Origin of the sequence: Streptomyces sp. NPDC090083, from assembly GCF_044747445.1 — a bacterium.
Taxonomy (GTDB): Bacteria; Actinomycetota; Actinomycetes; order Streptomycetales; family Streptomycetaceae; genus Streptomyces.
In genome coordinates this window covers 383,731-410,598 of record NZ_JBIVED010000006.1, presented here as the reverse complement: position 1 = coordinate 410,598, position 26,868 = coordinate 383,731, and the positions used below count along the sequence as shown (strand labels likewise).

Annotated in this window: 22 protein-coding genes; 10 read left to right on the top strand and 12 right to left on the bottom strand. The window is 72.6% G+C overall.

From position 1 onward, the window contains the following. Positions 1-38 precede the first annotated feature (38 nt). The 3 genes from ACIPTO_RS23840 to ACIPTO_RS23830 all read right to left on the bottom strand — a co-directional run bounded on the left by ACIPTO_RS23840 (position 39) and on the right by ACIPTO_RS23830 (position 3,353). On the bottom strand, positions 39-830 hold the full coding sequence (locus ACIPTO_RS23840) for a TIGR03943 family putative permease subunit (protein WP_401195491.1): 792 nt from the start codon (positions 828-830) through the stop codon (positions 39-41). Continuing rightward, positions 827-1,828, bottom strand: coding sequence for a permease (locus tag ACIPTO_RS23835; protein ID WP_401195488.1), 1,002 nt, complete (start codon positions 1,826-1,828; stop codon positions 827-829). The genes ACIPTO_RS23840 and ACIPTO_RS23835 overlap by 4 nt, the downstream gene beginning before the upstream one ends. 181 nt (positions 1,829-2,009) lie before the next feature. Then, on the bottom strand, positions 2,010-3,353 hold the full coding sequence (locus tag ACIPTO_RS23830; protein WP_366318541.1) for a tetratricopeptide repeat protein: 1,344 nt from the start codon (positions 3,351-3,353) through the stop codon (positions 2,010-2,012). A gap of 291 nt (positions 3,354-3,644) precedes the next feature. Here ACIPTO_RS23830 and ACIPTO_RS23825 point away from each other — a divergent pair, with 291 nt between their 5' ends. Further along, the gene (locus ACIPTO_RS23825) at positions 3,645-3,962 is read left to right on the top strand and encodes a DUF6401 family natural product biosynthesis protein (RefSeq protein WP_366318543.1); all 318 of its coding nucleotides are present in this window, start codon (positions 3,645-3,647) and stop codon (positions 3,960-3,962) included. Between the two features lie 305 nt (positions 3,963-4,267). Here the strand turns inward: ACIPTO_RS23825 and ACIPTO_RS23820 are convergent, their stop codons facing one another. After that, positions 4,268-5,092, bottom strand: coding sequence for a mechanosensitive ion channel family protein (locus ACIPTO_RS23820; RefSeq protein ID WP_366318545.1), 825 nt, complete (start codon positions 5,090-5,092; stop codon positions 4,268-4,270). 423 nt (positions 5,093-5,515) lie between these two features. Here ACIPTO_RS23820 and ACIPTO_RS23815 point away from each other — a divergent pair, with 423 nt between their 5' ends. Together ACIPTO_RS23815 and ACIPTO_RS23810 are read left to right on the top strand one after the other, a co-directional pair. Next, the gene (locus tag ACIPTO_RS23815) at positions 5,516-6,280 is read left to right on the top strand and encodes an NPP1 family protein (protein ID WP_401195291.1); all 765 of its coding nucleotides are present in this window, start codon (positions 5,516-5,518) and stop codon (positions 6,278-6,280) included. A 59-nt stretch (positions 6,281-6,339) separates the two neighbouring features. Continuing rightward, positions 6,340-7,578, top strand: coding sequence for an amidohydrolase (locus ACIPTO_RS23810; protein ID WP_366318549.1), 1,239 nt, complete (start codon positions 6,340-6,342; stop codon positions 7,576-7,578). A gap of 22 nt (positions 7,579-7,600) precedes the next feature. Here the strand turns inward: ACIPTO_RS23810 and ACIPTO_RS23805 are convergent, their stop codons facing one another. The 6 genes from ACIPTO_RS23805 to ACIPTO_RS23780 form a co-directional block, all read right to left on the bottom strand. Continuing rightward, the gene (locus ACIPTO_RS23805) at positions 7,601-8,959 is read right to left on the bottom strand and encodes an extracellular solute-binding protein (RefSeq protein WP_401195289.1); all 1,359 of its coding nucleotides are present in this window, start codon (positions 8,957-8,959) and stop codon (positions 7,601-7,603) included. Then, positions 8,959-11,538 (bottom strand): substrate-binding domain-containing protein, encoded by a 2,580-nt coding sequence (locus ACIPTO_RS23800; protein ID WP_401195287.1) that lies wholly within the window; start codon positions 11,536-11,538, stop codon positions 8,959-8,961. Before ACIPTO_RS23800 ends, ACIPTO_RS23805 begins: the two co-directional genes overlap by 1 nt. Positions 11,539-11,542: 4 nt before the next feature. Next, entirely contained in the window at positions 11,543-11,893 is a 351-nt protein-coding gene (locus ACIPTO_RS23795) for a hypothetical protein (protein WP_401195284.1), read from the bottom strand. Between the two features lie 82 nt (positions 11,894-11,975). Next, positions 11,976-13,112 (bottom strand): hypothetical protein, encoded by a 1,137-nt coding sequence (locus ACIPTO_RS23790; protein WP_401195282.1) that lies wholly within the window; start codon positions 13,110-13,112, stop codon positions 11,976-11,978. 86 nt (positions 13,113-13,198) lie between these two features. Then, entirely contained in the window at positions 13,199-14,395 is a 1,197-nt protein-coding gene (locus ACIPTO_RS23785; protein WP_401195485.1) for a PP2C family protein-serine/threonine phosphatase, read from the bottom strand. A gap of 37 nt (positions 14,396-14,432) precedes the next feature. Beyond that, a complete protein-coding gene (locus ACIPTO_RS23780) occupies positions 14,433-15,248 on the bottom strand; it encodes an NAD(P)-dependent oxidoreductase (RefSeq protein WP_401195280.1) in 816 nt (271 codons plus the stop codon). A 103-nt stretch (positions 15,249-15,351) separates the two neighbouring features. On the opposite strand from ACIPTO_RS23780, the gene ACIPTO_RS23775 reads away from it, so the two are divergent. Next, positions 15,352-15,840: a hypothetical protein gene (locus ACIPTO_RS23775; RefSeq protein ID WP_366318561.1), complete on the top strand. Its 489-nt coding sequence runs from the start codon at positions 15,352-15,354 to the stop codon at positions 15,838-15,840. A 91-nt stretch (positions 15,841-15,931) separates the two neighbouring features. Here the strand turns inward: ACIPTO_RS23775 and ACIPTO_RS23770 are convergent, their stop codons facing one another. Next, the gene (locus ACIPTO_RS23770; protein WP_366318563.1) at positions 15,932-16,495 is read right to left on the bottom strand and encodes an SH3 domain-containing protein; all 564 of its coding nucleotides are present in this window, start codon (positions 16,493-16,495) and stop codon (positions 15,932-15,934) included. Positions 16,496-16,694: 199 nt separating this feature from the next. Between ACIPTO_RS23770 and ACIPTO_RS23765 the strand changes: the two genes are divergently transcribed. After that, positions 16,695-17,672, top strand: a complete 978-nt coding sequence (locus ACIPTO_RS23765) for a hypothetical protein (RefSeq protein ID WP_401195277.1) — start codon at positions 16,695-16,697, stop codon at positions 17,670-17,672. Positions 17,673-17,724: 52 nt separating this feature from the next. Here the strand turns inward: ACIPTO_RS23765 and ACIPTO_RS23760 are convergent, their stop codons facing one another. Continuing rightward, positions 17,725-19,050, bottom strand: a complete 1,326-nt coding sequence (locus tag ACIPTO_RS23760; RefSeq protein WP_401195483.1) for a PLP-dependent aminotransferase family protein — start codon at positions 19,048-19,050, stop codon at positions 17,725-17,727. 80 nt (positions 19,051-19,130) lie between these two features. On the opposite strand from ACIPTO_RS23760, the gene ACIPTO_RS23755 reads away from it, so the two are divergent. The 5 genes from ACIPTO_RS23755 to metG all read left to right on the top strand — a co-directional run bounded on the left by ACIPTO_RS23755 (position 19,131) and on the right by metG (position 26,750). After that, complete coding sequence (locus ACIPTO_RS23755; protein WP_401195274.1) at positions 19,131-19,919, top strand: alpha/beta fold hydrolase; 789 nt, start codon at positions 19,131-19,133, stop codon at positions 19,917-19,919. A 35-nt stretch (positions 19,920-19,954) separates the two neighbouring features. Next, a complete protein-coding gene (locus tag ACIPTO_RS23750; protein ID WP_401195272.1) occupies positions 19,955-20,953 on the top strand; it encodes an endonuclease/exonuclease/phosphatase family protein in 999 nt (332 codons plus the stop codon). 26 nt (positions 20,954-20,979) lie between these two features. Beyond that, positions 20,980-22,983, top strand: a complete 2,004-nt coding sequence (locus ACIPTO_RS23745) for an FUSC family protein (protein WP_401195270.1) — start codon at positions 20,980-20,982, stop codon at positions 22,981-22,983. A 211-nt stretch (positions 22,984-23,194) separates the two neighbouring features. Further along, a complete protein-coding gene (locus ACIPTO_RS23740) occupies positions 23,195-24,844 on the top strand; it encodes a VWA domain-containing protein (RefSeq protein ID WP_401195268.1) in 1,650 nt (549 codons plus the stop codon). A 181-nt stretch (positions 24,845-25,025) separates the two neighbouring features. Then, positions 25,026-26,750: a methionine--tRNA ligase gene (gene metG, locus ACIPTO_RS23735; protein WP_366318575.1), complete on the top strand. Its 1,725-nt coding sequence runs from the start codon at positions 25,026-25,028 to the stop codon at positions 26,748-26,750. Positions 26,751-26,868 lie beyond the last annotated feature (118 nt).

The following is a 26,868-nucleotide window of genomic DNA, read 5'->3' as shown; positions in this document are numbered from 1 at the left end:
AGCGAGCCACCTGAACCGGCGCCTGACCCGCGTCGGCGTCAACGCTTGTCATACGGGTCAGCCGGTTCCTTTACCTGGGTGACCGTCGTCGCCTTCAGTACCGGCGGCCATGCCCCGTCCGTTCCCAGCTTGCCCTTGGGGAGCCAGGTGCCTGTGACCGTGACCCAGGTGTCCGTCTGCGGGGCGCCGTCGGCCTCGTCGCCGCGGATCTCGACCTTGCTGATCGTCGCGTCGGCGGCGCAGCAGGTGACGAGGAGCCGGGTGAGGTACCAGGTGCCGTGGGAGCCGTGGGTGACGAAGCCGGTCATGCGGAGGGTGCGGCCCCTGAGGGAGTGGCCGGTGTCGTAGATCGCGCGGGAGCTGTACTGGGCCACCGAGATGTCCAGCGGGTTCCCGGCGGGCAGCGCCGGGAAGGTGCCGACGCCCTGTGCCGCCCGTTGGGCCTCCTCGCGGGATGCGCTGTACGACCCGAGGGCCGGCGGCGGGAAGAGCAACAGCGCCAGGGCGGGAAGCGTCAGCAGCCAGGCGACGCGCGGGCCGCCGTGCGCGTGGGTGTGGGTGTGGGTGTGGGTGTCGGAGTATGCGTGCGCGTGGCCGTGCTCGACTTCCTCTTGCTCCAACTCCTCACCGCCCTCCTCCCCGTGGGGTCCCTGCCTTGCTCCCCGTACCGCCGCCGCCAGCCCCAGCAGCATCAGCAGCACGCCGGAGATCACCAGGTACGGCCTCAACGCCGGCTGCACGTAGCGCAGGTACAGCTCGCTGAAGAGGGAGATCCGGAGTACCGCGCCGCCGACGAGGAGCAGCAGGACCGCCGAGCCGTAGCGCCTCACAGCAACCACCAGCCCACCAGCGTGCTGCTGACCACCGCCGCCAGCCAGGTCGCCGAGGAGAAGCGGAGGGCGAAGGCGCGGCCGAAGGTGCCTGCCTGGAGGGCGATCAGTTTGAGGTCGACCATCGGGCCCACGACCATGAACGCCAGTTTCGCCGCCGGGGAGAAGCCGCTCAGGGAGGCCGCGACGAACGCGTCCGCCTCGCTGCACACGCACAGCACCACGGCCAGCAGGGCCAGGAGGAGGAGCGACAGCCAGGACGACCCCGTGAAGACGGCCAGGACCGAACGCGGTACGGCGATGTTGAAGGTCGCCGCCGCTGCCGCGCCCAGCACCAGGAATCCGCCCGCGTGCAGGAAGTCGTGCTGCAACCCGGCCACGAAGGCCTTCATGCCCACCGTCGTCCGCGCGGTCCGCGTGCGTTTCGGCAGGCGCAGCCACTCCTCCCTGCCGAATCTCGCCCAGAGCCAGCCCATCACCACCGCCGTCGCCAGCGACGCGACCAGGCGGGCCAGCACCATCGTCGGCTGGTGGGGGAACGCGATCGAGGTCGCGACCAGGACGACCGGGTTGATCGCGGGGGCGGAGAGCAGGAAGGCCAGGGCCGCGGCCGGGGCCACGCCCCGTCTCATCAGGCTGCTCGCCACCGGTACCGACGCGCATTCGCAGCCGGGGAGGACGGCCCCCGCCGCGCCCGCGATCGGGACCGCGAGGGCCTGGTTGCGGGGGAGCAGCCTGGTGAACACCCGCTCCGGTACGAACGCGCCGATCGCCGCCGACACCACCGTGCCGAGGAGCAGGAAGGGTACGCCCTGCACCACGACCGCCGTGAAGACCGTCCACCAGGCCGCCACGGGCGCGGTGTAGAGGTCGAGCGCCAGCATCGGGCCGAGGACCGACACGACGGTCGCGACAGCGAGCAGCGCCGCGCCGCCGAGGACCGCGTAGACCGTGGCGCGTACGGCCAGGCGCAGCCCGTCGGCCACGCTCCGTCCCATCGGGCCGTCGGCCGTGGCCGGGTCAGGCGGGCCGTCGGCCGCGGTCCGGTCATGCGGGACGTCGGCCACGGTCCGTTCGTTCTGCACGCGCACGCGCCTGTCTCATCCCGTTTCACACGACTACGGCTACGACTCGTCCGTCGCACGGTAACCGTCCGGGCTGTGTGGTATCCCCGATTTGTCAAAGAGGAGGCTGTGCGGGGGCCGGACCCAGGGTCGTGGTGCCGGGGGCGGTGCGGTGGCCGAGGCCGGTGCGGTACGCGTCGAGGGCGGCCTCCACCCGGCCGGTGCGGCGGAGCAGGTCGCCGAGCATGCGGCACAGGTCGGCCAGGTCGCCGGCGGCGCCCGCGCGTTCCAGCAGACTGAGGGCGCGGACGTAGTGCTCCTCGGCCGCGTCCGTGTCGCGGGAGTCCTCGGCGATGATGCCGAGGAGGCGGTGCGCGGCGGCGGAGTGCAGGGCGCCGCGTTCGGAACTGAGGTCGTTCAGGACGTCGCGCAGGAGGGCGGCGGCCTCGTCGGACTTGCCGCGCCGGTGGAGTACGTCGGCCAGCTCGACGGCGACCTGGCTGCTGTAGAGCGCCGCGCGCTTCGCCGTCAGCATCGTCAGCGCCTGCCTCAACTCGACCTCGGCACGCTCCAGTTCACCGTCCTGGGCGTAGACGTAGCCGCGCATCCAGTGGCAGTTGGCGAGTTCGGTGCGGAACTGGAGCTGGCGGTACAGGTCGGCGGCCTTGGCCAGGGAGGCGTCCGCCTCCGCCACCTTGCCCTCCGCTATCAGCGTCCGCGCCACCGAGCGGTGCATGCGGGCCAGCAGCGCCGGGTCCGCCACCTGCGGCGCGAGCGCGAGCGCCAACTCCGCCGCCTGGGCCGCCCGCGCGTGCGCACCCATGTCCATGTACGGCCCTATCGCGCTCGCGTAGAGCAGCAGCAGGGCGTCGGGGTCGTGCAGGCCGGCCCGGTTCAGCTCGTCGAGGGTGGACTCCAGCAGGTAGACGGCGTAACGGAGTTCACCGGTGAGGTAGTGCGCCACCGCACGGCCCCGGATGGCCGGGACGCGGGCCGGGAGCGGTTCGTCGGCCAGGCGTCGTTCGGCGCGCTCGAAGTACCGGTGGGCGGCGGCGAGATCACCGGTGTCGAGGCCGCACTCGCCGAGCCCGAGCAGTGCCACGGCCTCCTCGTCGGCCAGTCCGAGCGACTCCGCCTCCTCCAGGAGATCGGCGTACTGCTCGGTGGCCTCCTCCGACTCCCCGGTGGCCAGGGTGCGTTGGGCTTCGGTGAGGCGCAGGCGGAGTTCGGTGGCGAGGTGGGCGGGACGGCCGGTCGCCAGCTCCTCGTAGGCGACGCCGAGTCGCTCCGCGAGGTGGCGCAGCGCGTCGTCGGAGGGGCGGACCCGGCCGGCCTCAAGCGTGGAGATGTACGCGGGTGTGTAGGCGGGCTCGGCCAACTGGCGCTGGGTGAGCCCGCGTTCGTGCCGCAACTGCTGGACCCTGCGCCCGATGACTTCCGGGTCGTCCCGTCTCACCATGCGTTAATCATGCCAGTAAGCCGACTTACGGACTGGCCAGTAACTCAGTTACATGGACAGCGAGTTGATGAAGTCCTCGCAGCGGGTCCGGTTGGCGGCCCAAACGGCACCGTGGGCGTTCCCGGAGTCACGGACCGCGACACGGAGCACCTCGGCGGCGGCCTCGGCGCGCCCACCGGTCGGCGGTCACCTCCGAACGGTTACAGCCTGTCGCCGACAGTAACCGGCCGGACCGCCCCGGGTGACGAGAATCACGAACTCCCCGCGGCGCACCTACCGTACGGTGGAGAAATGTCCCCTTTGGCCAAGATCAGCAGCGCGTACGGACCGCGCTTCGCGGAGTTCGCGTTCGAGCCCGCCTTCGTCGCCGAGGTGGACCAGCACGTGGCTGAACTGCGCGAACGGCTGTCGGCCGGCGGACCCGAGCTGACACTCCCGGCCCCGGACCACGCGGACCTCACGGACTACGCGCTCGGGTTCCTCGACGCGCTCGCGGAGCTGGACTGGCGGGAGCCGGTCGGGCACGACTACGCGGTGTGCAGACTGACCGCCATCAGCTGGCTCGTCCACCGGCACGGACTGCTGCCCGAGCAGCGCCAGGGTGACTGAAAACGGGTTTCCACTGGCTCAACTCCCCCTGGGCCTCTTCCCGTTGCGTACTCCGACCCCCTAAGTTAGGCACGCATTAAGCGTGTTTAATTCGCTACTGTCGCTGCTGTTGCCGTCGCTGTCACTGTCGTTGCGAGGTAGGTATGTCCGCGCGTTACGTCAGAGGATTCTGCGCCGCCGTCATCGCTGTCGCCGCCCTGATCGGAGCGGCGAACGCGAGCCCGGCCAAAGCGGCCGAGCCCGGTCCGGCCCACGAGGCCACGCGGGTTCTGCATCTCCACGAGGCCCCGTAGGGCTGCCCCGACTCACATGCCCGACGACCCGGGCATGTCCCGTCGACCGTCCGTCCCCAGGTCCCTGCCCCTGTCCGTCCCCAGGTCCGTGCGCTCGCGCACCGGCTGGTTGGTCATCGCGTCCTCACGGCCCGACTGGTAGGCCGTGAGGCTGCCCTTCGCGTTCGTCGTCTCGCGCTCCGCCGCCGTCAGCATGCGCTCCATGCGCTGGCGCATCGGGGCGATCATGCCGCCGCCGACGCCGACGATCAGGATGCCTGCGGCGGTCGCGAGGGCGGCGTAGAGGACGGGCTGCGTGACCGTCGTCGCGATGCCCGCCTGGCCCAGTGCGGCGATCACGCCGAGGGCGACGATGCAGGCCCAGACGATGGTGGCGAGCATCCTGCCGTACGACATCGACGAGAGGGCGCTGCCGACGATGCCGCGCACCGCGTTCGCGATGGCCATCGCCACCACGACCAGGACGACCGCGACGATGCCGCGCGGGAGCCAGGCGACGATGCCGTTGATCATCGTGCTGACCGGGTTGGTGCCGAAGACACCGAGCGCGAGCTGGAGGGTGATCAGCATCAGCGCGTAGTACACGATCTTGCAGACGATGCCGGTCATGTCGTACTTGGAGTCCCGCAGCATCCGCGCGGTACCGGCCCGTTCGGAGAGGTTCTCCGAGCCGACCTTGCGGAGCACCCGGTCCAGGACACGGGCGATCATCTTCGACACGAACCAGCCGATGACCAGGATGACCAGGAAGCCGACGAGTTTGGGCACGAACTGGGCGACCTTGGACCAGGCGTCGTTCAGACCCTGGGTGAAGTTGACGGCGAGGGTGGTGGCCATGAGCGGCACTTCCTTCGGTCGGTGCGGGTCGGTACCGGTCGGTGGTGGTCGGTGGTGGTGGGCGCTGGCCGGTGCACGTGGGTACCGGTCGGCGCGAGACCGGTCGGTGCGCGTGGGTGCCGCCGGCCCCTTGTTTCCTTGTCATCAGTGGAGCAGCGCCGCACGGACCCGGCCGGGTGGGCTGAGCCGTACGGGTGAGCCGCGGGGGTGAGGCCTCCAGGGGCCCGTTCCTGCGAGCGTCGTCACGAGTGCTCCTGGGCCCGTTCCTGTGAGCGCGTGCGCCCGCGTTCGGCGAAATGCCTCCCTCCGTTTGATGGAAAGCCCTTTCCCGTCGCGCTTTTTCTGGCAGTCTCGGCCCGCGCCCCCGGCTGTCATGTCCGGGGCGAGCGTGGACCTGGATCTGGATCGTCGACTGGAGCCCCGATGTCCCGTGTCACCCACCGCCGCCTCGGCCGCGCCGCAGCGGTCGTCGGCAGTGCGGTCGCCCTCACCGTCGCGCTGCCGTTCACCGCGTCCGCCGGTGTGCTGCAGAACCTGCCGGAGAACGCGACCGCGTACGAGAAGAACTTCGAGCCGCTGTACGACTACGACACGGACTCCTGCTACCCGGCCGCCGCCATCGACCCCGACGGCAACCTCAACGGCGGGCTGAAGCCGACCGGTTCCGTCACCGGCAGCTGCCGCACCGGCCACCTCGACCACGCCAACACCTACTCGCGCACCAAGTGCGACAACGGCTGGTGCGGCACGATCTACGCCAGCTACTTCGAGAAGGACGAGGCCTCACCGGGCATCGGCCACCGGCACGACTGGGAGTGCATCGTCGTCTGGGTCAAGCAGGGCGACTCCACCCCGTCGTACCTGTCCGCCTCCCAGCACGGCGACTTCGAGACCGAGGCCGTCGCCGACGTGCCGATGAGCAGCCAGCGCGTCCAGGTCGTCTACCACAAGGACGGTCTGAGCACCCACGACTTCCGGTTCGCCAAGTGGGGCGAGACCCCGGAGAACGACGACGGCGCCTGGCACCAGGAGAACCTGCTCACCTGGGAGAACATGGCGTCCAACCTGCGCGACACGCTGAACGCCTCCGACTGGGGCGACGCCAACTTCCCGCTCCAGGACGCGAAGTTCGACGACCACCTCGACAAGGCGAAGCCGAGCGCGATCACCTTCGACGCGTACGCCTGAACCCACCCACCGCGCGAAGGGTCATGTGATCACCCGCGCGACCGCCCTACGCTGGCCGTATGACGTCTGCTGCCGCTCGTACCGCCCTGGACCTCACCGCCGATCTCCCCGTGTCCGGGCTGGAGGACTTCTACCGGGATCTGCATCGGCACCCCGAGCTGTCGGGGGAGGAGCGGCGCACGGCCGGGAAGCTCGTCGAGCGGTTCGCCGAGGCGGGCTTCGAGACCCTGGAGGGGGTCGGCGGGACCGGGGTCACCGGGGTGCTGCGGAACGGGGACGGGCCGACCGTGCTGCTGCGGGCCGACATGGACGCGCTCCCGGTGCCGGAGGAGACCGGGCTGTCGTACGCCTCCTCCGTGGACGGGGTGATGCATGCCTGCGGACATGACATGCATGTGACCTGGCTGGCCGGGGCCGCCGGGGCGCTGGCCGCGGGACGGGACGCCTGGTCGGGGACGCTGGTGCTGGTGGGGCAGCCCGCGGAGGAGACGGGGCGGGGCGCGGCGGCGATGGTGGCCGACGGGCTGTACGAGCGCGTCCCGCGTCCGGACGTGGTGCTGGGCCAGCACGTGGCGCCCGGGCCCGCCGGGTTCTATCCGCACTCGCCCGGCCTGATCATGTCGGCCTCCACGGACCTCGACATCGTCGTGCACGGGCTCGGCGGCCACGGCTCCCGCCCCGAGACGACGGTCGACCCGGTCGTCACGGCCGCCTACCTGGTCACCCGGCTGCAGACGGTCGTCTCCCGCGAGATCGCCGCCCGCGACTCCGCCGTCCTGACCGTGGGCCGGATCGAGGCGGGCACCCGGCACAACATCATCCCGACCAGCGCCCGGATCTCCCTCAACCTGCGCACGCAGTCCGCCGACGTGCGGGAGCGGATGATCGCCGCGATCCGCCGTATCGCGTCCGGCGAGTGCCTCGCCGCGGGCTGCCCGCGCGAGCCCGAGGTCACCGTCGGCACCAGCCTGCCCACGATGGTCAACGACGCCGACACCGACCACCGCGTCGCCGCCGTCCACACCGAGGTCCTCGGCGCGGGCACGGTCTTCGACCCCGGCCCGGCGACGGGCAGCGAGGACTTCCCCCACCTCGTCCCGGACGGGGTGCCGTACTCCTACTGGTTCGTGACGAGCACACCGGCGGCCACCTGGGACGCGGCACCCGGCACCGATCTGATGGAGAAGTTCCACGCGGTCCCCAGCAACCACAGCCCGACCTTCGCGCCGGACCTGGTGACGGTCGCGCCGGGCGTGCGCACCCTGGTGTCGGGCGCCCTGGCGTTCCTCGCCGGCTGAAGGCCGTCCGCGACGGTCCGGATCAGTCGGGGAGTGCCTTCCTCAGCGCGGCGTCCAGGCTCTTCGCCAGCGTCGCGTCGCTCGGCGGGTCGTCCCGGAACAGGGGGCCCAGCTGTGCGGTGAAGGTCTGGGTGAACGCGCCGTAGAGCGGGGTGCGCGGGCGCTGAACCGCCTTGCGCAGTGCGGGAAGCAGGGTGGTGCGGGCGTACGCGGGACGGCCGGCCGGGTCGCGGGGCATGCGGTCGGTGCTCTCGCCGGTGGGGGAGGCGGACGGCGTCGGCGCGCTGCCGACCCCGCAGGTCACGTTGTTGTCCTGGTAGGCGGAGGTGCGGGTGGCAGCGAACCCCGCGTCCAGCAGGCAGCGTTCGCTCTGCTTGCCGGTGAGGTACCTGATCAGCTCGGCCGCCTTGGCCGCCCGCCCGGACGACTCGGTCACCGCGAGGTTCTGCCCGCCGAGCACCGCGCGGCCCGGCAGCGGGGCGACCCCGAGCTGGGTCGGGGCCAGCGACTGGTGGAGGGTGCGGTAGGCGTACGGCCACTGCCGCAGGAACTCCGTCCGGCCGTCCGCGAAGTCGCCCAGCGAGTCGGCCTCGTCGGACTGGAAGGCGGCAGGGAGGGTGTACGACGGGTCGGTGCGGCTGCGGAGTTCGGCGAGCGCGGTCGTCAACTTCCCTACGGAGGAGTCGTAGTGGCCGTGGCTGTCGGTCAACTCGAAGTCCGGGTCCGCCGACGCGAACGCCTCGATCGCGTTGACCGTACGGCCCTCGTAGGCGCCCAGCTGGGTGGTCCAGCCGGCGACGTCGGGGAGCGCCTGTCTGACCGCGCGGCTCAGTTCCTGGAGCCGGGCCCAGCTGATGCCCTGGTTCAGGTCGGGCTGCGAGACCTGGGCGCGCTTCAGGAGATCGGTGCGGTAGTAGAGCAGTCCGACATCGCTGTTGAAGGGCGCCGCGTACACCTTGCCGTCCCAACGGGCCGTGTCCGCCACGGACTTGATGACATCGGCGTCGACCGTGCCGGCGGGCAGCGGCCGGACGAGGTGCGCGGCGGCGAACTCCGGTACCCAGGTCACATCGAGGTTGACCACGTCGTAGTCGGCGCTTCCGGACTGGAGGGCGCCGAGCAGCTGGCTGCGCTGTTCGTCGGCGTTGCCGGGGAGTTCGACCAGCCGGGCCCGGTATCCCGAACCCGCCTTCCGCTGACGTGTGTTCCAGGCGGCGATGAGCTGCTCACGGATGCCGCCCTTGCCGGTGACGTCCCGGCCGCTGGCCACCACGATCTCGCCCGGCCCCTCGTCGGCGGCCGGTCCGGCCGAGGTGTGGCCGCCGGTGCATCCGGCGAGCAGCAGCAGGGCCAGCAGGAGCGGGTAGCGGCGCCGGGCCATCAGTCCTCCCCCGTTCCGGCGCGCGCGACCTCGTCGTGCAGGCCCGCGCCGAGGTCCGTGTCCGCGTCCAGGCAACGGCCGCCGCCGGCAGCGGAGATCCGCTCGTCCGGCTTGCCCCGGTCGCAGCCGCCGCTCACCAGGGACACCATCGTCACCGGCACCTTCACCGACCGCGCCTTCGTCAGTACGGCGTCCAGGTTCCCGCCGGTGAGCCGGTTGTCGTCCTCGTCGTCGGTGACGTACACGATCAGCCGGGGCCCTTCGTCGTCGGCGCCGCGCCCGGCCATGTAGCCGAGGGCGGCGAGCAGCGCGGCATGCGGGTCCGCCTGGGCGTCCTGGACCTTGATGCCGGTGATGGCCTTTTCGGCGACGGAGCGGTCCTGCGGGCCGAAGGGCAGCACCTCCTTGTACGGGGCGTGGCCGTCCAGCCCGGAGACGCCCCACACGCCGTAGGCGTCCTCGGCGCCGAGTCCGCCGAGGGACTGCCTCACCAGGCCGGGGCCGCCGCTCGGCCCGTCCCAGAGGGCGCCCATCGAACCGGAGTCGTCGATGAGGAAGAGCACCCGGCCGGGCCCGTCGGCGTTCCGATAGCCCTTGAGCGCGGTGTCCATGGCCTGCGGCCCGGCGTCACCGGACGGCAGGTTCGCCGGGGTGGGATCGACGCCCGGGCCGGGCGAGCGGGCGTCGAGCAGGCCGCGGTCGCCGCCGGCCGAGCGGAAACCGTCCGCCGCGAACACGGCCCGGCCGCCGCTCCCGGCCAGCCACCGGTGGAAGGCGTCGGCCGCCGCGTCCCGCGCCTCCCGGTCACGGTCGGCGTCCTGCCAGCGGACGCGGACGAAGGCCGGTTGGACACCGGCGGTGTCGTCCGGGTACTCGGCGACCCGGGCCACCCGGGTCGCGCGGTCGCAGCCGACCCCGCTCTTCAGCAGGAACTCGGGGACCAGGGCGGCGGTCCTGCGGTCCACGGCCGGATCGTCGGGCAGCGTGCACAGCAGGTCGGCGGCCGTGGGCGCGGGCGGCCCCGGCGAGCGCACCAGGCCTTCCGCGCTGCCCGGGTCCGAGCGGTGCTGGAGTCCCATGGTCGCGAGCAGGGCCGCGTCGGTGAACTCCGGGTCGGGGCGGCTCACTTCGGCGTCCGGGGTCCGCCCGCGCAACACGGTGATGAGTTCGTTCAGCCGCAGCCCGGTCCCCGAACTCCCCTCGGCCGCACGATCCTTGGGCACGGCGAGCACCAACGGCGAATAGGCGAGCGGAGTGGCGTCCGAGGTCAGCGCGACGACGGAGTCGAGGTCCTGGTGGGCGGTCACCCGTTCGGCGTCGGCGACCGCGGCCGGGATCCAGATGTCCGGCTGCGGGCCGATGTCGCGCTGCGGGTCGGGGCCGTCGGCGCCGGGCTCCTGCCAGGCGTCCGACTGGCGCTGGAGCGCGGTGACGACATCGGCGGAGCCGGCGCTGTAGACGGTGATCCCGCTGCGCCGGCAGCCGTCGCCGGTGGTGTTGGCGGCGGAGGTGAGATACGCGTCGGCGACCGAACGGACGGTGGACTCCAGATCGGGGTCGGCCAGCACCCGCAGTTCGAGCGGCGGACCGCACGAGGGCGTACCGGCGGCGAGGGTGTAGATGCCGTACGAGCCGAGGCCCAGGGCGGCGAGGGCCAGCACCAGGGTGATCCGGGTCGCGGTCCGCGACAGCGCCCCCCACCGCCCCAGCCACCCGGCGACGACACCGCCGCACCTCCGCACCGCGCCGAGCAGGGCCTCTCCCGCGCGCCGCGGCGCGGACGGCCCGCGCTCGGGTCCCGCGGCCCCCAGCACCGGAGGATCGGGCCGCTCCCCCCGCGCCGGCCGGGCCGACAGCAGCACGTCCTCCTCGGGCTCCCACCGCCCGCGCGGCTCCCAGAGGTCACCGCGCAGGGTCCTGAACCCGTCCTGGCGCATCACCTCCCGTAACTGCCGCGAGAGTTCGGCGAACCGCACCTCGCCGTCCCGGTCGAGGAGCCGGACCAGCCGCTCGGTGAACGGCGTCGGTCCGGTGCCGTCGCCCGCGTCGATCCGGTGGTTGGCCTGCACGCTCAGCTGGAGCAGCACGCGCCGTCTGTCGCGGAAGTTCTCCCAGATCCAGCCCGCGTTCCCGGCGAAGCAGCAGTCGAGGACCACCACGATCCGCTCGGCGCGGCCGGCCGCGAGCATGGTCAGCATCGTGGTGACCATCTCCGCGCCGGGGAACACCGCCCGGCCGCCCGCGACCACGGTCGCGTTGCGCATCTGGAGGAAGAGTTCGTCGCCCGCCGCGGTACTCGCGCCGTGCCCGGTGAAGTACACCAGGAGCAGCCCCTCGGCCTCCTGCGCGGCGGTGCGCAGGGCCCGGTCGAAGTCGTCCAGCGTCGGCGACCGCAGCACCCGCACCTCGTGGTCGCCGAACACCCGGCCCCTGGGCAGCACGTCCCGCAGCAGGTTCAGGTTGTGCTTGACGGCCGGGAGATCACCGGGCACACCGAACGGCGGCACGGTGGTGTCGTACTCCGAGACACCCACCAGCAGCGCCCGGTTGACCTTCCCCCGCGGGTCGAAGTCGGACACCGGGCTATCCGTTGCCGTCGGATGACACCACGTCCACGTCCACCTGCGGCGGTTCTCCGTGCTCGACGTCCCGGCGGTTGTCCCGCCAGGCCACGACGGCCCGTCTGATCTCCTGCACCAGCTGGTTGAAGACCGGCGCGGCGGCCGAGGTGACGAGCGCCACCACGATCTCCGAGCCGACGCCCATCGGCGCCCCGGGCTCGATCTCGCTCGACCGCGCCTCGCTGATCCGCAGCCCGCCCGCGCGCACCCGCTCTTCCAGCGGTTCCTCGCGTGCCAGCCACGCCATCAGCGCGCCGACGTCACGCGCGTCCGCGGTCCCGTCCAGCCGTAAGCGAATTCTCTGGTCGGCCACTCCGTCCCCCTCAGCCCTGACGCACCATCATGGCATCGCGGCCGATCCCAGGGGAGGGAGATGCGGGGAGCTCCACGAGTCTTCACGAGGTGAGCGGCTGCGACTCCAACTGCCCCAACTGCTCCAGCTGCTGCCGGACATGGTCCAGGGCGCCCTTCCGCCGCCCCGGCACGCGCCCCCTCAACTCGGCGAGCGCGAGCCCGAGTTCACGGGCGGGAACAGGATCGTGGATCTGCCCCCACTGATGGTGCGCCCGGTCCACGGCGGCCTCGACGGCAACCGCCCCGGGCGCCTGCCCCGCCGCGAGCCGCGCCCCCGCCACCGCGAGCCACGCCTGACAGCTCCGCACCGGGTCCCCCGCCAACATCGCGAGATCCGCCCGCACTTCGGTCCAGTGCAGGGCCTCCTCGGACCCCCGGCCGTGCGCGCGCACGGCGGCCCGCTCGTGCTCGGCGGCGAGCCCGTCGGCGTCGGCGTGACGGCCGGCCTGGACGGCGGCGGTGAGGGCGACGTGCGGGTCGACCGCGTCGCCGGGCCCCCGGCCGCCCTCCCGGCGCCCCGCGCTCTCCGGCCCGGCGCCACCCGCCACCGACCCCGGCGAGGCGAGGAGCACGTCCGCGTACCCCTCCGCCCCCAACCGCTCCACCGCCTGCCGGTGCAACTGCTCGACCGGCGGCCGCCATCCGCTGCGCAGAATCGTCGCCACCGCCTTCATGTACGACGGGACAGCCACCACCCGGCGGGCGGGCGGCGGCGCGACCCGGCCGTAGACGGCGTTCGTCCTGCCCGAGTCGAGCGGATGCTCCCGCAACCACTGCCAGGTCTCCGCGTCGGTGTGCAGGTCGAGGAGCAGGCTCGTCGTGCCCGGCGCCCGCAGCCGCAGCTCCTCCCGCACCCACGCCCACGGAAACGCGGTGTAGCGAACCGTCGCCGGAGTGGTCCGGGCCAGCGCCAGATGCGGAAGGCGCTGTTTCCGGTCGAGTTGAAGCTGCCCGGCGACGAACACGGTCAACGGCCCCGGAGCCGTCGCCGCCGCCCGCAACCGCGTCAGCACGGCCTGCGGCTCCAGCGGATCGGCCAGTTCGACAACGTTGGCGGTGTCGGCACCGGACAGCACCGAGGGCTCGACCGCCGCCAGCACCGGCAGGACGGAGGCCGCGTCCACCAGCCGGCCCTTGCCGACCGGCGCGGCCGCGAGCAGCAACACCGTTCCTGGCATGGCGCCCTCCCCCGAACCATCCGTCGCTCACTTCGTACCGAAGCACCGTAACCTCTGCTCACCCTCTGCTGCCGCAAAGGGCGATGTCAGGACCGCCGTACCGCGAAGATCGTGGTGTCGTCGGCGAGATGTCCGCCGCCGTGCCGCAGCGTGCCGTCCCGGACGAAGGCGACGAGACGCTCCGGTCCCGCGAGCTGCGGATCGGCCCGTACACCGTCCCTGACAAGGGACTTGAGCGGATAGAAGACACCGTCCCCGTTCCGCGCCTCCGTCACCCCGTCCGTCACGACGAGGAGCGTCTCGCCGGGCGCGAGCCTGATCCGGAGCGTCGGCGGCGGCCCGTCCATGTGGGCCAACTCGCCCAGCCCGAGCGGGAGTCCGTGCCCGGGCGGCAGGGACCGTACCCCCTGCGGGCCGACCACCAGCGGGGGTTCGTGACCGAAGTTGACGACCTCGACGAGGTCCGGTTCGCCGGCCGGGAAGCCGAGGAGCACGGCGGTGGCGAACCGGTCGACGTCCTCGCCGGCGCCCAGCGCGGCGAGGTGCAGCCCGTGCCGGTGGATGCGGGTCTCCAGCCGCGCGGCGACGGTCGCCAGCTCCGGCTCGTAAAAGCCCGCCTCCCGGAACGTGCCGAGCAGCGCCGCCGCGGCCTCCACCGCGCCGAGGCCCTTGCCCTGGACGTCACCGACGAGGGCGCGGGTCCCGTGCGGGCCGGGCTGGATGTCGTAGAAGTCGCCGCCGACGCGGGCGAAGGCGTCCGCCGCGAGGTAGACGGCCGCGTGGTCGAGGCCGCCCCAGCCCGGCGGCAGCGGGCGCAGCAGGGTGCGGCGGGTGGTCTCGGCGACATCGCGCATGTGCAGCATCCGGCGCTCGCCGCGGACCCGGACCGCGCAGGCCAGCACGGCGAGGACACCGCCGACGCCGACGAGGATGAAGTCCGGCAGGCCGGTCTGGTACTGGCGCGGCCAGGCGTGGTCGGCGAGCGCGTAGGTGGCCACGCCGAGCGCGGCGAACACGGCCGTGCCCCACACCCCGCAGATCGCGGCGGCGATGCCGGGCACCAGCACGATCCAGGAGACGGTCCGGAACTCGCCGCCGGTGTACCAGTCGACCTGGAGGATGGTGACGAGCACCAGCAGCGGCGGCAGCCAGGCGACGCTGCGCCCGCCCACCCGCAGCGGGTGCTGGCGCCGCAGCGCGTCGGGGTCACCGGCGCGGGGCAGCCGGTCGAGCGGGGAGCGCCCGGAGTCGCCGTGGCGCCAGGGTCCGGTCCCGCGGCGCACCCGTCCGGGCCCGCTGCCCCCTCGGCCGCTCACGGCGTCAGTACGCGACCGACATCCGGGCGCGCGGGTGGGCGTGCTCCTCGAGCTCGTCGACGAAGGCGACCGCGTAGTCCTCGGCGCTGATGGAGCTGCGGCCCTGTTCGTCGGTCATGAGCCGGTCCCCGCCGACCCGGAAGCGGCCGGTGCGGGTGCCCGGGGCGATCTCGGCGGCGGGGGAGACGTACGTCCAGTCGAGGTCGTCGTCGAGGGCACGGTAGTAGGCGAGGACGGCCCGGTGGGCGTGCGCCTCCGGGAGGTAGGCCTCGGGAAAGCCGGGCTGGTCGCTGATCGCCCGGCCGGGGGCGACCTCCAGGCCGCCGGCCCCGCCGACCACCATGAGCCGTCCGGCACCGGCCGCGCGCACGCCCGCCACTAGGTCGTGTCCGCAAAGTCCTGTCTGCCGCGCGACGCCATGCACGTACTCTCGCCGCACCGGGCGAAAGCCCGAGTACGCCCAGTACGAGGGCTTCCGCCCGGCACGCCGAGAGCACGCACCTGACGCCGCGCGGCCCGCCCTCCGGGCGAACGACAGGACTTTACGGACACGACCTAGGGCCTCGTTCAGGGCGAGGAACGGATCACGCGGATCGCTCCCGTCGCGGGGCGGCACGCACGCGGAGGCGACCGCGTCGGCGCCGCGCGCCACCTCGGCCACCCGGTCCGGGTCGGCCGCGTCGGCCGCGGTGGCGGTGACCCCGGGGACCGGCGACTGGCCGGAGCGGCTCACCGCCAGCACCTGGTGACCGCGGGCCGAGGCCTCGGTGGCGATCCGGCTGCCGACCATGCCGGTGGCGCCGAACAGTACGAGCTTCATGCGCCCCAGCGAAACACGGGCCGACCGAGGCCGCACGCCGACTTGCCACCGTCTCCGCCGGGGTGTGCATTGGTAAGTATGGGGGAGAGAGAGGAGTGCTCTCATGGCCCAAGCGGCACCCACGCCCGGCGGAATGAGCGGCCCGAACCGGATGGCCGGCCCGCGCACCACCACCGGCCCACGTGGCTTCACGAGCAATCTGCCCGACATCTTCGACGCCCGCGTCCACCGCGTCGCGAAGATCGCGATCCCGGTCGCCCTCGGCCTCGTCTACGGCTACTGGGCGGCGGCGAACCGGCGCAGCGGCGGCCCCATCACCGGCTGGAACATCCTGTTCGGCTTCGTCACGGCACTCGCGTTCATCGTGCTGTGCCTGGCGGTCGCGCGGTTCGCCCCGCTGCTGAAGCGCGAACTGCACTCGCTGGTGAAGTCCGGCTTCGCGGGCGCCGCGGTCGGCTTCCTGTACAGCCAGACCGGCGAGAGCGTGCTGCGCTCCGCGGCCATCGGGGTCGCGACCACGGCGGGCGTGTTCCTGGTGTTCTTCTACCGCTACTACACGCGTGAGGACGGAGTGGGCAACCGGGTCCGCTGACCCGGCGCGGACAGCAAGCAGGACGTGGGCCCCGGCACCGAGTTGGTGCCGGGGCCCACGTCCCGCTCACGATCCCTTCGCTACGGCCGCCTCAGGGCGCCCAGCTCCAGATGCCGCCGCCGGTCGACGAACCGGAGGCGCTCCAGCTCCATGTGCCCGCGGCGCTCGACCCGGAGGCCGAAGTGCTCCACGAGGACGAGCTGTTGTTGTTGTTCCAGTCGGAACTGTTGCTGTTCCAGCCGGAGTTGCCGCCGCCGTCCTTCCAGCCCGGACAGGGGTCCGAGCAGGAGGGCACGCCCTGGCCGCCGGTGTCGACGAACGCGGCGCTGGCCCAGGCCTGGGCGCCGACGAGCCAGTACCAGTCGGGATTGCCGTTCACGCTCTGTCCGCGGACCACGCACTGGACGCGGTCCTGGCTGCCGGGTGAGAGCGAGTCGACGACGGGTGAGTGGGTGGTGGGCGATTCCCGCACGTTCAGGTCCGTGCGGGAGACGATGGTGCCCCAGATCGGACTGCCGCCACCGCCACCACCGCCATGTCCTTCGGCGTACGTGGTCGGTGCTGCCGACGCCGTGGTGCCCGCCGCCGCGACGGCGAGGGTGCCACCGGTGAGCAGGGCCGCGGCCAGAGTCCGCAGGGCCGGAGTGGTGCGCATGTTCGGCCTCCTTCTCCCCGGTTCCAGGAAACACCCGTTCGGGTGAAGCCTCCACCGGAGAGCGGACCGCCCAGTTCCGCCAAGGGTTCCGAGGGGTTCCGCGACTGGGCCCACCCATTCGGTTTGACATGTGACCCGTATGCAGTCAAAAACGGCCGACCCGCTCGCGTACGGCGCCTCGCGGGCCTGTCCTGGGGAGGTGCCCCCACGTCTCCGGAGCGCCCTGTCGGCCGTCCTCGTCGCCCTCTCCTGCCTCCTCACGCCCTTCGGCGCGCTGGCGGCCTGGGCGGCGTACGGCCTGACCGACTCCGGGCGTTACGTCACGACGCTGGCACCGCTCGCCGCCGACCCCGCCGTCCGGGACGTGATCGCGGACACCGTGGGCGCGGGCATCCTGCGCGAGGTGCGGGTCGGCCGCGCCCGGATCGGCGGGACCAGGGTCGACGGGGTCCGGATGAGCGCGACCCAGGGCGTGATGGCGCCCTTCGTCCACGACGCCATGCACTCCTTCACCAAGACCCGGGCCTTCCGCGTGGCCTGGGACGAGGGCAACCGCGTCACCCACGACGCCGTCCTGCGTGCCCTGGAGGACGAGCGGCAGGACGGCACCGTCACCGTCGACCTGGCCCCCGTCACCGCCAGCGTCAAGAACCAGCTCGCCCACGAGAACCCGCCGTTGGCGAACACCATCCCCGTCCGGCACACCGAGGTCGCGGTCCTGCCCGCCGGTGAACTGGGCCCGCTCCGGAAGGAGTTCCACGTGCTCCAGGTCGCCGGTTTCTGGCTTCCCGTGGCCGCCGCCGTCTTCGCCGTCACCGGCATCGCCGTCGCCGTGCGCCGCCGTCGCGCGATCACCGCGACCGCGCTCGGCACGGCCCTCGGCGGCGCCCTGCTCGGCCTCGCGCTCGTCATCGGCCGCCACTTCACCGTCGCCGACCTGCCGGCGGAGGTCACCGAGGCGGCCGGCGGCGCGATCTACGACGCCCTGACCTCGACCCTGCGCACGGTCGCCTGGCTGCTCCTGGGCGTGGGCCTCACGGTCGCCGCCCTGGCCTGGCTCACCCGCTACGCCCACCAGGCACGGGAGTTCGTCCTCCTGCGTCTCCTGCGCGAACGGCAGGCGTCCGCAGCGCCCGGCGCGGACCAGGCACAACAGCCGACGCAAGCCCAGATCTGACCGGTCACCCGGACCGCCCGGCTCACCCCTTACGCCCACCAGGCACCGGAGTTCACCCTCCCGCGAGCGCGGCGAGCGTCCGCAGCGCCCGGCGCAGATCGGGCACGGCGGCCGACGCGAGCCCGAGTCTGACCGCGTCCGGGGTCCGCTTCGGGTCGACGCCGAACGCGGTCCCCGGCGTGACCGCGATCCCGTGCTCCGCGGCGGCGGCGGTGAAGGTGTCGGCCCGCCACGGCGCGGGCAGCTCCCACCACGCGTAGTAGGTGAGCGGATCGGCCCGTACGGCGAACTCCGCCAACTCCTCGGCGACCAGCCGCTGCCGGGCCGCCGCGTCGACCCGCTTGGCCTCGACCAGCCGTGCCACGGTCCCGTCCGCCGTCCACCGCACCCCGGCCTCCAGCGCGAACCGCCCCGCACTCCACCCGCCCGACCGGATCGCGGCGGCCACCTCGTCGACCCGCTCCTCCGGCACGACGAGGAACCCGACGGTGAGCCCCGGCGCGACCCGCTTCGACAGCCCGTCCACGACATGCGCGAGACCGGGCGCGTGGGCGGCGAGCGGCGCGGGGGAGTCCGGATGGAGGAAGGACCAGATGCGGTCCTCGACGACGGGCAGCCCCGACTCCCGCACCACATCGGCGATGTCCCGCTTCCGGGCCTCACCGGTCGTCACGGAGGTCGGATTGTGGAGGGTCGGCTGCAGATAGAGCGCGGAGAGGGGAGCGGCGCGATGCAGGGCGCGGACCGACTCCGGACGGAGCCCGCCCTCGTCCGCCTCCAGCGCGACCAGGGTGATCCCGAGCCGCCCGGCGATCTCCCTGACCAGCGGATACGTCAGCGGCTCGACCCCGACCCGGCCGCCCGGCCGGACCAGGGAGGCGAGGGCGGCGGCGATAGCCTGGCGGGCGTTGCCGGTGAAGAGGACGCGGTCGGGGGCCGGGCGCCAGGCGGGGGTCGCGAGCAGGTCGGCCACCGCCTCGCGGGCCGCGGCCGTGCCGGTCGCCGGGGCCGGACGCAGCGCCTCGGTGAGGACGTCCGGGCGCAGGAGGGGCGCGAGGGCGGGGGCCAGCAGCTCCGACTGGCCGGGCGCGGAAGGGTAGTTGAGCTCCAGGTTGACCGGGGCCGCCGTGGACGGCTCGATGAGCGCCCGCCCGTACGACCCGGCCGTCGCCGCCGCCCGGACGAACGTGCCGCGCCCGACCTCCCCCACCACCAGTCCCCGGCGCACGAGTTCGGCGTACACCCGCCCCGCCGTGGAGCCCGCGATCCCGCGCCGACGCGCGAACACCCGTTGCGGGGGCAGCTGTTGGCCCGGACGGAGGCGGCCGGAGTTGATGTCGGCGGTGATCCGGTCGGCGATGCGCCGGTAGTCGTCCACCACGTCACCTCTTTCACTCATTGCACCGAGGGCAAAGATTTTATTGCACCGAGCAGTTGAGCGGACCTAGGGTCGGCCGCATGCCACCCCATACTTCCCGACACCTCCCCTTTGCTCCCCTTACTCCCCCTGCCCCTCTCATCCCTCTCGTCCTTCTGCACGGCCACCCCTTCGACCACACCATGTGGACCCCGCAGATCGAGACGTTCTCCCCCGCCCGCCAGGTCGTCGCCCCCGACCTGCGCGGCTACGGCAGGACCCCCGCGACCCCCGCCGTCACCCGGTTCTCCGACTTCGCGGCCGACATCGAGACGCTGCTCGACGAGTCGGGCATCGAGGCGTTCGTCCTGGCCGGGCTGTCGATGGGCGGCCAGATCGCGATGGACTGCTACGGCCGGTTCGGCGAGCGCGTCCGGGGCCTCGTCCTCGCCGACACCTTCCCGTCGGCGGACACCCCGGAGGCCGCCCGCGTCCGCGGCACGACCGCCGACCGGCTCCTCCGCGAGGGCATGCGCGGGTACGCCGACGAGGTGCTGGAGCGGATGGTCGCGCCGTACGCAGACCCGCGGGTCAAGGCGCACGTCCACCGCATGATGACGGGCACCGACCCCGGATCCGCGGCCGCCGCCCTGCGCGCCCGCGCCCAACGCCCCGACTACAGCGACCTGTTGACGAAGGTGACCGTCCCGGCCCTGGTCGTCGTGGGCGCCGACGACACCTACACGCCGGTCGCCGACGCGGAGGCGATGCACGCGGCGCTCCCCGACTCCACGCTCCGGGTGATCGAGGGCGCGGCACATCTGCCGAATCTCGAACGCCCGGCGGAGTTCAACGAGATGCTGGGGGAGTTCCTGACGCAGGTGGGATGATCCGGACATCTGCTCCCCGGACCGGAGGTCATCACGTGGGCACCGCGACGACCGAGTGGCTCGCCTCCGACTTCGTGCCCGAACGCCACCGCGCGCGCCGCTTCCGACGCTGGTGCGCCGGGCTGCTGTTCACCGTCGTGAGCGTGGTCGTCGGCTGCCGTGCGGCGGACACCGACGGCATCACCCCGGTCCCCCAACTCCTGGCGTTCCTGCCCTGGTTGCTCGTGCCGACCGGCCTCGGGATGTTCCTCGCGCTGTTCTCCCGATGGCGGCTCGGCCTGGTGTGGGGAGTCGCGCTGCTGGGGCTGCTGGCCTGGTTCATCGAGCCGTACGGGAAGAGCGGTGACCCGGGCGGGCCCGCGATCGCGGAGTTCCGGGTGCTGACGTCGAACGTCGAGTTCGGGCGGGGGACCGGGTCACTGGTGCCGGTGATCCGGCGGGAGCGGCCCGACGTGGTGTTCGTGGAGGAGTGCGAGTACACCTGCCAGGCCACGCTGCGCCGGGACTTCACCGCCGGGTTCCCCTACCGGCAGGCGGTGGCGGCGGCCGGGTCGCACGGATCGGTCATCCTCAGCCGCTTCCCACTCAAGGGCACCAGGGGCGTCACCGGCACGATGGGCATGCCCGGCGCGGTCGCGGACGTGAGCGGCCACCGCGTCCGGCTCCAACTCGCGCACCCCATGCCGCCGTTGCCGCGCCAGGTCGCCCTGTGGCAGCGCGAACTCGGCAGGCTCCGCGCCTTCGCCGCCGCCGACCCCACCACGCCCACCGTCCTCGCCGGTGACTTCAACTCCTCCCAGGACCACGCGGCCTTCCGCCGCATCCTGGACACCGGTCTGCGCGACGCCGCCCGCATGGCCGGCCACGACCGCACCCCGAGCTGGCCCGAGCGCTGGGCCCCCGCCTTCGGCACCCAGATCGACCACGTCCTGCTGTCCCCGGACTTCTCCACGAACAGCGCCCGCTTCCTCGACCTCGCCCACACCGACCACCGGGCGCTGGTCGTCGACATCACCCTTCACCAGCACGAATAAGCGGAGAGGCCGCCCATAATGGGCGCATGTCCCGCGAGTTCCCCATCGGCCTCACACCCCCCGACTGGCTGGTGAGGAACCTCCAACCCCAGCAGGCCCCCCTCAACCGCCCGGCCGTCGCCCGCGCCGCCGTCGCGATGGCCCTCCCCCTCGCCGTCGGCCTCGCCGTGGGACAGCCCGCCTACGGCGCCCTCGCCTCCATGGGCGCCCTCTCCGGCGTCATCGGCGACACCGCCGACGCGTACCGCATGCGCATCCTCAACATCGCGGTCCCCCAGCTGTTCGGCGCGATCGGCGTCACCCTCGGCTCGGCCGTCTACGGCCACGGCTGGTGGGCGGTCGCCGCGCTCACCGGCATCGCGCTGGTCTCCGGGATGATCTCGACGATCGGCGCGGTGGCCTCCGTATCGGGACTGCTGCTGCTCCTCAACTCGGTGATCGGCGCGGGCCTCCCGCTCCCCGGCGCCTGGTGGGTGGCCCCCGTCCTGCTGTCCGGCGGCGGCCTCCTCGTCCTCCTCCTCGCCCTGCTGGCCTGGCCGTTGCGCTCCGGAGTCCCGGAACGGGCGGCGGTCGCGGACACCTACCGCACGGTCGCCGACCTCCTCGCGACCTGCGGCGACGACCCCACCGCCGGTTACGACGCGGCCCGCCAGGCCGTCACCCGGTCCCTCAACCAGTCCTACGACCTCGTCCTCGCCCGGCGCGCCCGCCACCACGGCCGCAGCCCCGAACTCACCCGCCTGCTGGCCCAGTTGAACGCCATCACCCCGGTGGTCGAAGCCGCCCCAGCCGTCCACCAGTCCGGCCTCCCCCTCCCCCCGCAGATCCGCGACACGGTCCGCCACCTCGCCCACGCCGTGGAGACCGGCTACACCGGACCGATAGGCCTCGACCTCCCCACCCCCACCGGCGAGACGGCCCGCGCGGTCGACCACGCCCTGCGCCACGCGGCCGAGGTGGTGACGGCCCCGGACGTGGACCCGAGAGGCATCGACGACCGCCTCGGCCGCCCCGCCGCCCTCCGCGTCCGCGCCACCCGGGCCGCCCGCAACGTCCTGCTGTCCTCCGGCTCCTGGCGCTACGGCCTCCGCCTCGCCGTCTGCGTAGGCCTCGCCCAGATCCTGGTCTCGACGGTCCCCGTGGCCCGCTCGTACTGGATCGCCCTGACCATCACCTTCGTCATGAAGCCCGACTTCGGCTCGGTCTTCTCCCGCGCCCTGCTGCGCGCCCTCGGCACGGTGGCAGGCCTGGTCATCGCGGCGGCGGTCCTGTCGGCGGTCCCCCGCGGCTGGTGGGACGTCCTGGTCCTGTTCCTCCTGGCCCCGCTGATCCCCGCCCTGACACCCCGGGGCTACGGCTACCAGACGGCCGCGATCACCCCGGTGATCCTCATCCTCTCCGACGTCCTCAACCACCAGGGCACGGCCCTGCTCCTCCCCCGCCTGGTGGACTCCCTGATCGGCTGCGGGATCGCGCTGGTCGCGGGCTATCTGCTCTGGCCGGAGAGCTGGCACACCCGGGTGGGGGACAAGCTGGCGGAGGCGGTGACGGACACGGCGAGATACGTGGAGTCGGCGTTCGGGGACCCGGGGAATCCCGCACCGGAGGATCTCGGGGCGGAGGCGGGGGCCGACCCGGCGGACCGTGCGCGGATGCGGCGCCGCCTCTACCGCGATCTGTCCGTCATCCGCACCGAGTTCCAGCGCGCCCTGACCGAACCCCCGCCCACCGGCCGCCTCGCCGCGGGCTGGCTGCCGCTGGTCGTCGCCGTGGAGCGGATCGTCGACGCGACGACGGCGGCGAGGGTGCGGGTGAAACACGGGGCGCCACCGCCGTCATCGGCCGAGGTGACACAAGTGGCCCGCCAGTTGCGGGAGTTGGCGGAGGGCGTGCGGGAGTCGGAGGTACTGGTGGAGGTCCGTACGGACCTGACGGGTCCGGCGGAGAGCGTGCTGGAGCCGCTGCGGCAGGAGGTGGCGGCGGCCCGGGCGATCGCGTCGCCGCAGGCACCGTGGAGAGGCCGCCCCTGACAGTCCCCCAGAGGTGAGGTGAAGCGCGGGCAAGGGGCCGGAGGCAGGCCGGTGAACGGGTGAGCGAAGTGGCCCTCGGAACAGGCGGTGTTGACGAGACGCGTCTCACGCACCCCGACCCTGCCTAAGATCGCCGTCTGAGGCCGCTAACCTTACGTGTCCGTCCTGGCCAGGGATTGACGGGCTTCAACTCACGCGAAGGGTTGCGCACATGGGCATTCTCACTCTCCTGCGGAACGCATTCGGCAGGTCACGCAAGGAGCGTGCCGCCGAAGCAGAGGGTGCGGAACGCACTCCTTCGCACGAGCCGCCGACCACCACGGAACCGGACGCCAAGGTCCCGTCCCCGTCCCCCGAACCCGACCTCACGTCGACGCCGACGCCCTCACCTGCGGCGACGGTCCCGGAACCCCGGCCGTCCTCCGCGCTGGAGGACGACGACGAACACGACCTCGTGGCAGCGGCCTTCGACAACGTCACCGTCCCGAAGCCGGCGACGTCCGTCGAGGGGGCGGAGGGTAGCGGGGCCGCGGACCCGGTCACTGAGGTCGCCGAGCCGGAGCCGGTGACTGAGGCTGCCGCTGAGCCGGTTGCCGAGCCGGAGGCCGCGGCTGTCGCTGAGCCAGTTGTCGAGCCGGTGACTGAGGCTGCCGCTGAGCCGGCTGCCGAGCCGGAGCCTGCCGCTGAGGCTGTCGCTGAGCCGGTTGCCGAGCCCGCGGCTGAGGTGACGCCGGAAACTGAGGCGGAGCCGGTCGCCGAGGTTGAGGCGGAGCCGGTGACTGAGGCTGCCGAGCCGGAAGGTGCGGCTGAGTCTGCCGCTGAGCCTACGGCTGAGGTGACGCCCGAGGTTGAGGCGGAGCCGGTCGCCGAAGCTGCCGAGCCGGAGCCCGAGGTGGAGCCGGTCGCCGAGGTCGTGGCGGAGCCTGTTGTCGAGGCTGAGGTGACGCCGGAGGTTGAGGCCGCGCCGGTCGCCGAGGCGGAGCCCGAGGTGGAGCCGGTCGTCGAGCCCGTCGTGGAACCCGCTGCTGAATCCGTCGCCGAACCTGTCGCGGAGCCCGTCGTCGAGCCCGTCGCGGAGACCGTCGAGGAGACCGCCCCCGTGCTCGCGCCCGTCGCGGCAGCCGGTGGCGCGGACGCCGACGGCGAGGTCGCCCCACAGGGGCCACCCGCACCCGACGACGAGACCGTCACGGGCGGTGCGGGTGGGGGAACTGTCGAGGCCGAGGGCGTAGCCGAGGCCGTGGGGCGGGATTCCGCCGCCACCGCACTCGCCAAGGCGAACCTCACCGGTACCCAGGCAAAGCTCTACCTCGTCCTCGACCGCTCCGCGAGCATGCGCGCGTACTACAAGGACGGTTCCGCCCAAGCCCTCGCCGACCAGACCCTCGCCCTGGCGACCCACCTGGACCCGGCCCCGACCCCCGAGGTCCACGTCGTGTTCTTCTCCACGGAAGTGGACGGCACCACGGACCTCACCCCCGCCTCCCCCGAGAACGCGATCGACGAGGCCCACGCCGGCCTCGGCCGCATGGGCCGCACCAGCTACCACGCCGCCGTGGAAGCCGTACTCGCGCACTACGACAAGAACGCCACCCCCGGCACCCCCGCCCTCGTCGTCTTCCAGACGGACGGCGCCCCGGACGCGAAGACCCCGGCCACCCAGTCCCTCACGGACGCGGCCAAGTCCCACGCCTCCGTCTTCTTCTCGTTCGTCGCGTTCGGTGATCACGACAACAAGGCCTTCGACTACCTCCGCAAGCTGAAGACCGCGAACACGGCCTTCTTCCACGCGGGCCCGACTCCTCTGGAGCTGACGGACGCGGAGCTCTACGACGGCGTACTGATCGACTGGCGCCCGTAAGCACGACGCGGTACCCCCGCACCATCCCGCAGCACCCCGCCTCGCAGCCGCAGGCCCCCGTGCCGCCCGCTTCCCACCCCGTAAAACGGGAGGCGGGCGGCACACCCATGTCGGCTACGATTTCAAGGTTCGCAAGCACGACCAGAAGCCACACCACAGACCGACCTGGGAGCAGCCCCCGATGGCTCGACACCTCATCACCAGCGCCCTTCCGTACATCAACGGAATCAAGCACCTGGGCAACATGGTGGGGTCCATGCTCCCGGCGGACGTGTACTCCCGCTACCTCCGCCAGCGCGGCCACGAGGTCCTGTACATCTGCGCGACGGACGAGCACGGCACCCCGGCGGAACTGGCCGCGAAGGAGCAGGGTCTTCCCGTGGCGGAGTTCTGCGCGCAGGCGCACGACGCGCAGAAGGCTGTCTACGACGGCTTCGCGCTGGCCTTCGACTACTTCGGCCGCAGCTCCTCCCCGCAGAACCGCGAGATCACCCAGCACTTCGCCCGCCGCCTGAACGAGAACGGCTTCATCGAAGAGCGCGCGATCCGCCAGGTGTACAGCCCGGCCGACGGCCGTTTCCTCCCGGACCGCTATGTCGAGGGCACCTGCCCGCACTGCGGCTACGACAAGGCCCGCGGCGACCAGTGCGAGAACTGCACCCGCGTCCTGGACCCGACCGACCTGATCAACCCGCGCTCGGCGATCTCCGGCTCGACGGACCTGGAGGTGCGGGAGACCAAGCACCTCTTCCTCCTCCAGTCGAAGCTCCAGCACGAGGTCGAGGAGTGGGTCGCGGCCCACGAGGAGGAGTGGCCGCAGCTGGCGTCCTCCATCGCCCGCAAGTGGCTCACCGAGGGCCTGCACGACCGCGCGATCACCCGCGACCTGGACTGGGGCGTCCCGGTACCCGCCGACACCTGGCCGGACCTGGCGGCGGAGGGCAAGGTCTTCTACGTCTGGTTCGACGCCCCGATCGAGTACATCGGCGCGACGAAGGAGTGGGCGGACCTCGACCCGGAGAACCGCGACTGGAAGTCCTGGTGGTACGAGTCCGACCAAGGCGAGAACCCGGTCCGCTACACGGAGTTCATGGCCAAGGACAACGTCCCGTTCCACACGGTGATGTTCCCTGCCACCGAACTCGGCGTCCGCGAGCCCTGGAAGAAGGTCGACTACGTCAAGGCCTTCAACTGGCTGACGTACTACGGCGGCAAGTTCTCCACGTCCCAGAAGCGCGGCGTCTTCACCGACCAGGCCCTGGACATCCTCCCGGCGGACTACTGGCGCTACTTCCTCATCGCCAACGCCCCGGAGTCGGACGACTCGTCCTTCACCTGGGAGCACTTCACCGCGACGGTGAACAAGGACCTGGCGGACACCCTCGGCAACTTCGTGAACCGCGTCCTGTCCTTCTCGAAGAAGCGCTTCGGCGAGGAGGTCCCGGCGGGCGCGGACGCGGGCGAGGCGGAGACGAGGCTCGGCGAGCAGATCGCGGAGCTCCTCGCCGAGTACGAGACCCAGATGGAGGCGCTCCAGTTCCGCAAGGCGGCGGCGGCGCTCCGCGCCCTGTGGTCGGCGGGCAACTCCTACCTGGAGGAGAAGGCCCCCTGGCTGGAGATCAAGACCGACCCCGAGGCCGCGGCCCTCACGCTGCGCACCGCGATGAACCTGATCCACCTCTACGCGGTCGTCTCGGAGCCCTTCATCCCGTCCTCCTCGAAGGCGATGCGCCAGGCGTTCGCCCTGAAGGACGACACCGCGACCTGGGTCTCGCCGGACGAGGCGAGGTCCCTGGCCGCCGTCCCCGCCGGCACCCCGTTCATCGTCCCGCCGGTCCTCTTCGCCAAGCTCACGGACGAGGACCTGGAGACGTACAAGGAGCGCTTCGGCGGCGACCAGGGCTGACCCGGTGACGTAGTACGCCACCACGCCCGGTCCGCTGCGCGACCAGCGGACCGGGCGGGCGTGCGGCCGGCGTCAACTCCCGCCCGGTCCGCCGCACATGTGCGTCCCGGTGACCGAC

Excerpts from the sequence above, each read along its gene's own strand:
- ACIPTO_RS23740 (WP_401195268.1), top strand. The coding sequence starts at position 23,195 with ATGGGCATTCTCACTCTCCTGCGGAACGCATTCGGCAGGTCACGCAAG.
- ACIPTO_RS23820 (WP_366318545.1), bottom strand. The coding sequence starts at position 5,092 with ATGGCCACCACCCTCGCCGTCAACTTCACCCAGGGTCTGAACGACGCC.
- ACIPTO_RS23745 (WP_401195270.1), top strand. The coding sequence starts at position 20,980 with ATGTCCCGCGAGTTCCCCATCGGCCTCACACCCCCCGACTGGCTGGTG.
- ACIPTO_RS23810 (WP_366318549.1), top strand. The coding sequence starts at position 6,340 with ATGACGTCTGCTGCCGCTCGTACCGCCCTGGACCTCACCGCCGATCTC.
- ACIPTO_RS23815 (WP_401195291.1), top strand. The coding sequence starts at position 5,516 with ATGTCCCGTGTCACCCACCGCCGCCTCGGCCGCGCCGCAGCGGTCGTC.
- ACIPTO_RS23780 (WP_401195280.1), bottom strand. The coding sequence starts at position 15,248 with ATGAAGCTCGTACTGTTCGGCGCCACCGGCATGGTCGGCAGCCGGATC.
- metG (WP_366318575.1), top strand. The coding sequence starts at position 25,026 with ATGGCTCGACACCTCATCACCAGCGCCCTTCCGTACATCAACGGAATC.
- ACIPTO_RS23775 (WP_366318561.1), top strand. The coding sequence starts at position 15,352 with ATGGCCCAAGCGGCACCCACGCCCGGCGGAATGAGCGGCCCGAACCGG.
- ACIPTO_RS23835 (WP_401195488.1), bottom strand. The coding sequence starts at position 1,828 with ATGGGACGGAGCGTGGCCGACGGGCTGCGCCTGGCCGTACGCGCCACG.
- ACIPTO_RS23825 (WP_366318543.1), top strand. The coding sequence starts at position 3,645 with ATGTCCCCTTTGGCCAAGATCAGCAGCGCGTACGGACCGCGCTTCGCG.
- ACIPTO_RS23755 (WP_401195274.1), top strand. The coding sequence starts at position 19,131 with ATGCCACCCCATACTTCCCGACACCTCCCCTTTGCTCCCCTTACTCCC.
- ACIPTO_RS23830 (WP_366318541.1), bottom strand. The coding sequence starts at position 3,353 with ATGGTGAGACGGGACGACCCGGAAGTCATCGGGCGCAGGGTCCAGCAG.
- ACIPTO_RS23770 (WP_366318563.1), bottom strand. The coding sequence starts at position 16,495 with ATGCGCACCACTCCGGCCCTGCGGACTCTGGCCGCGGCCCTGCTCACC.
- ACIPTO_RS23790 (WP_401195282.1), bottom strand. The coding sequence starts at position 13,112 with ATGCCAGGAACGGTGTTGCTGCTCGCGGCCGCGCCGGTCGGCAAGGGC.
- ACIPTO_RS23805 (WP_401195289.1), bottom strand. The coding sequence starts at position 8,959 with ATGGCCCGGCGCCGCTACCCGCTCCTGCTGGCCCTGCTGCTGCTCGCC.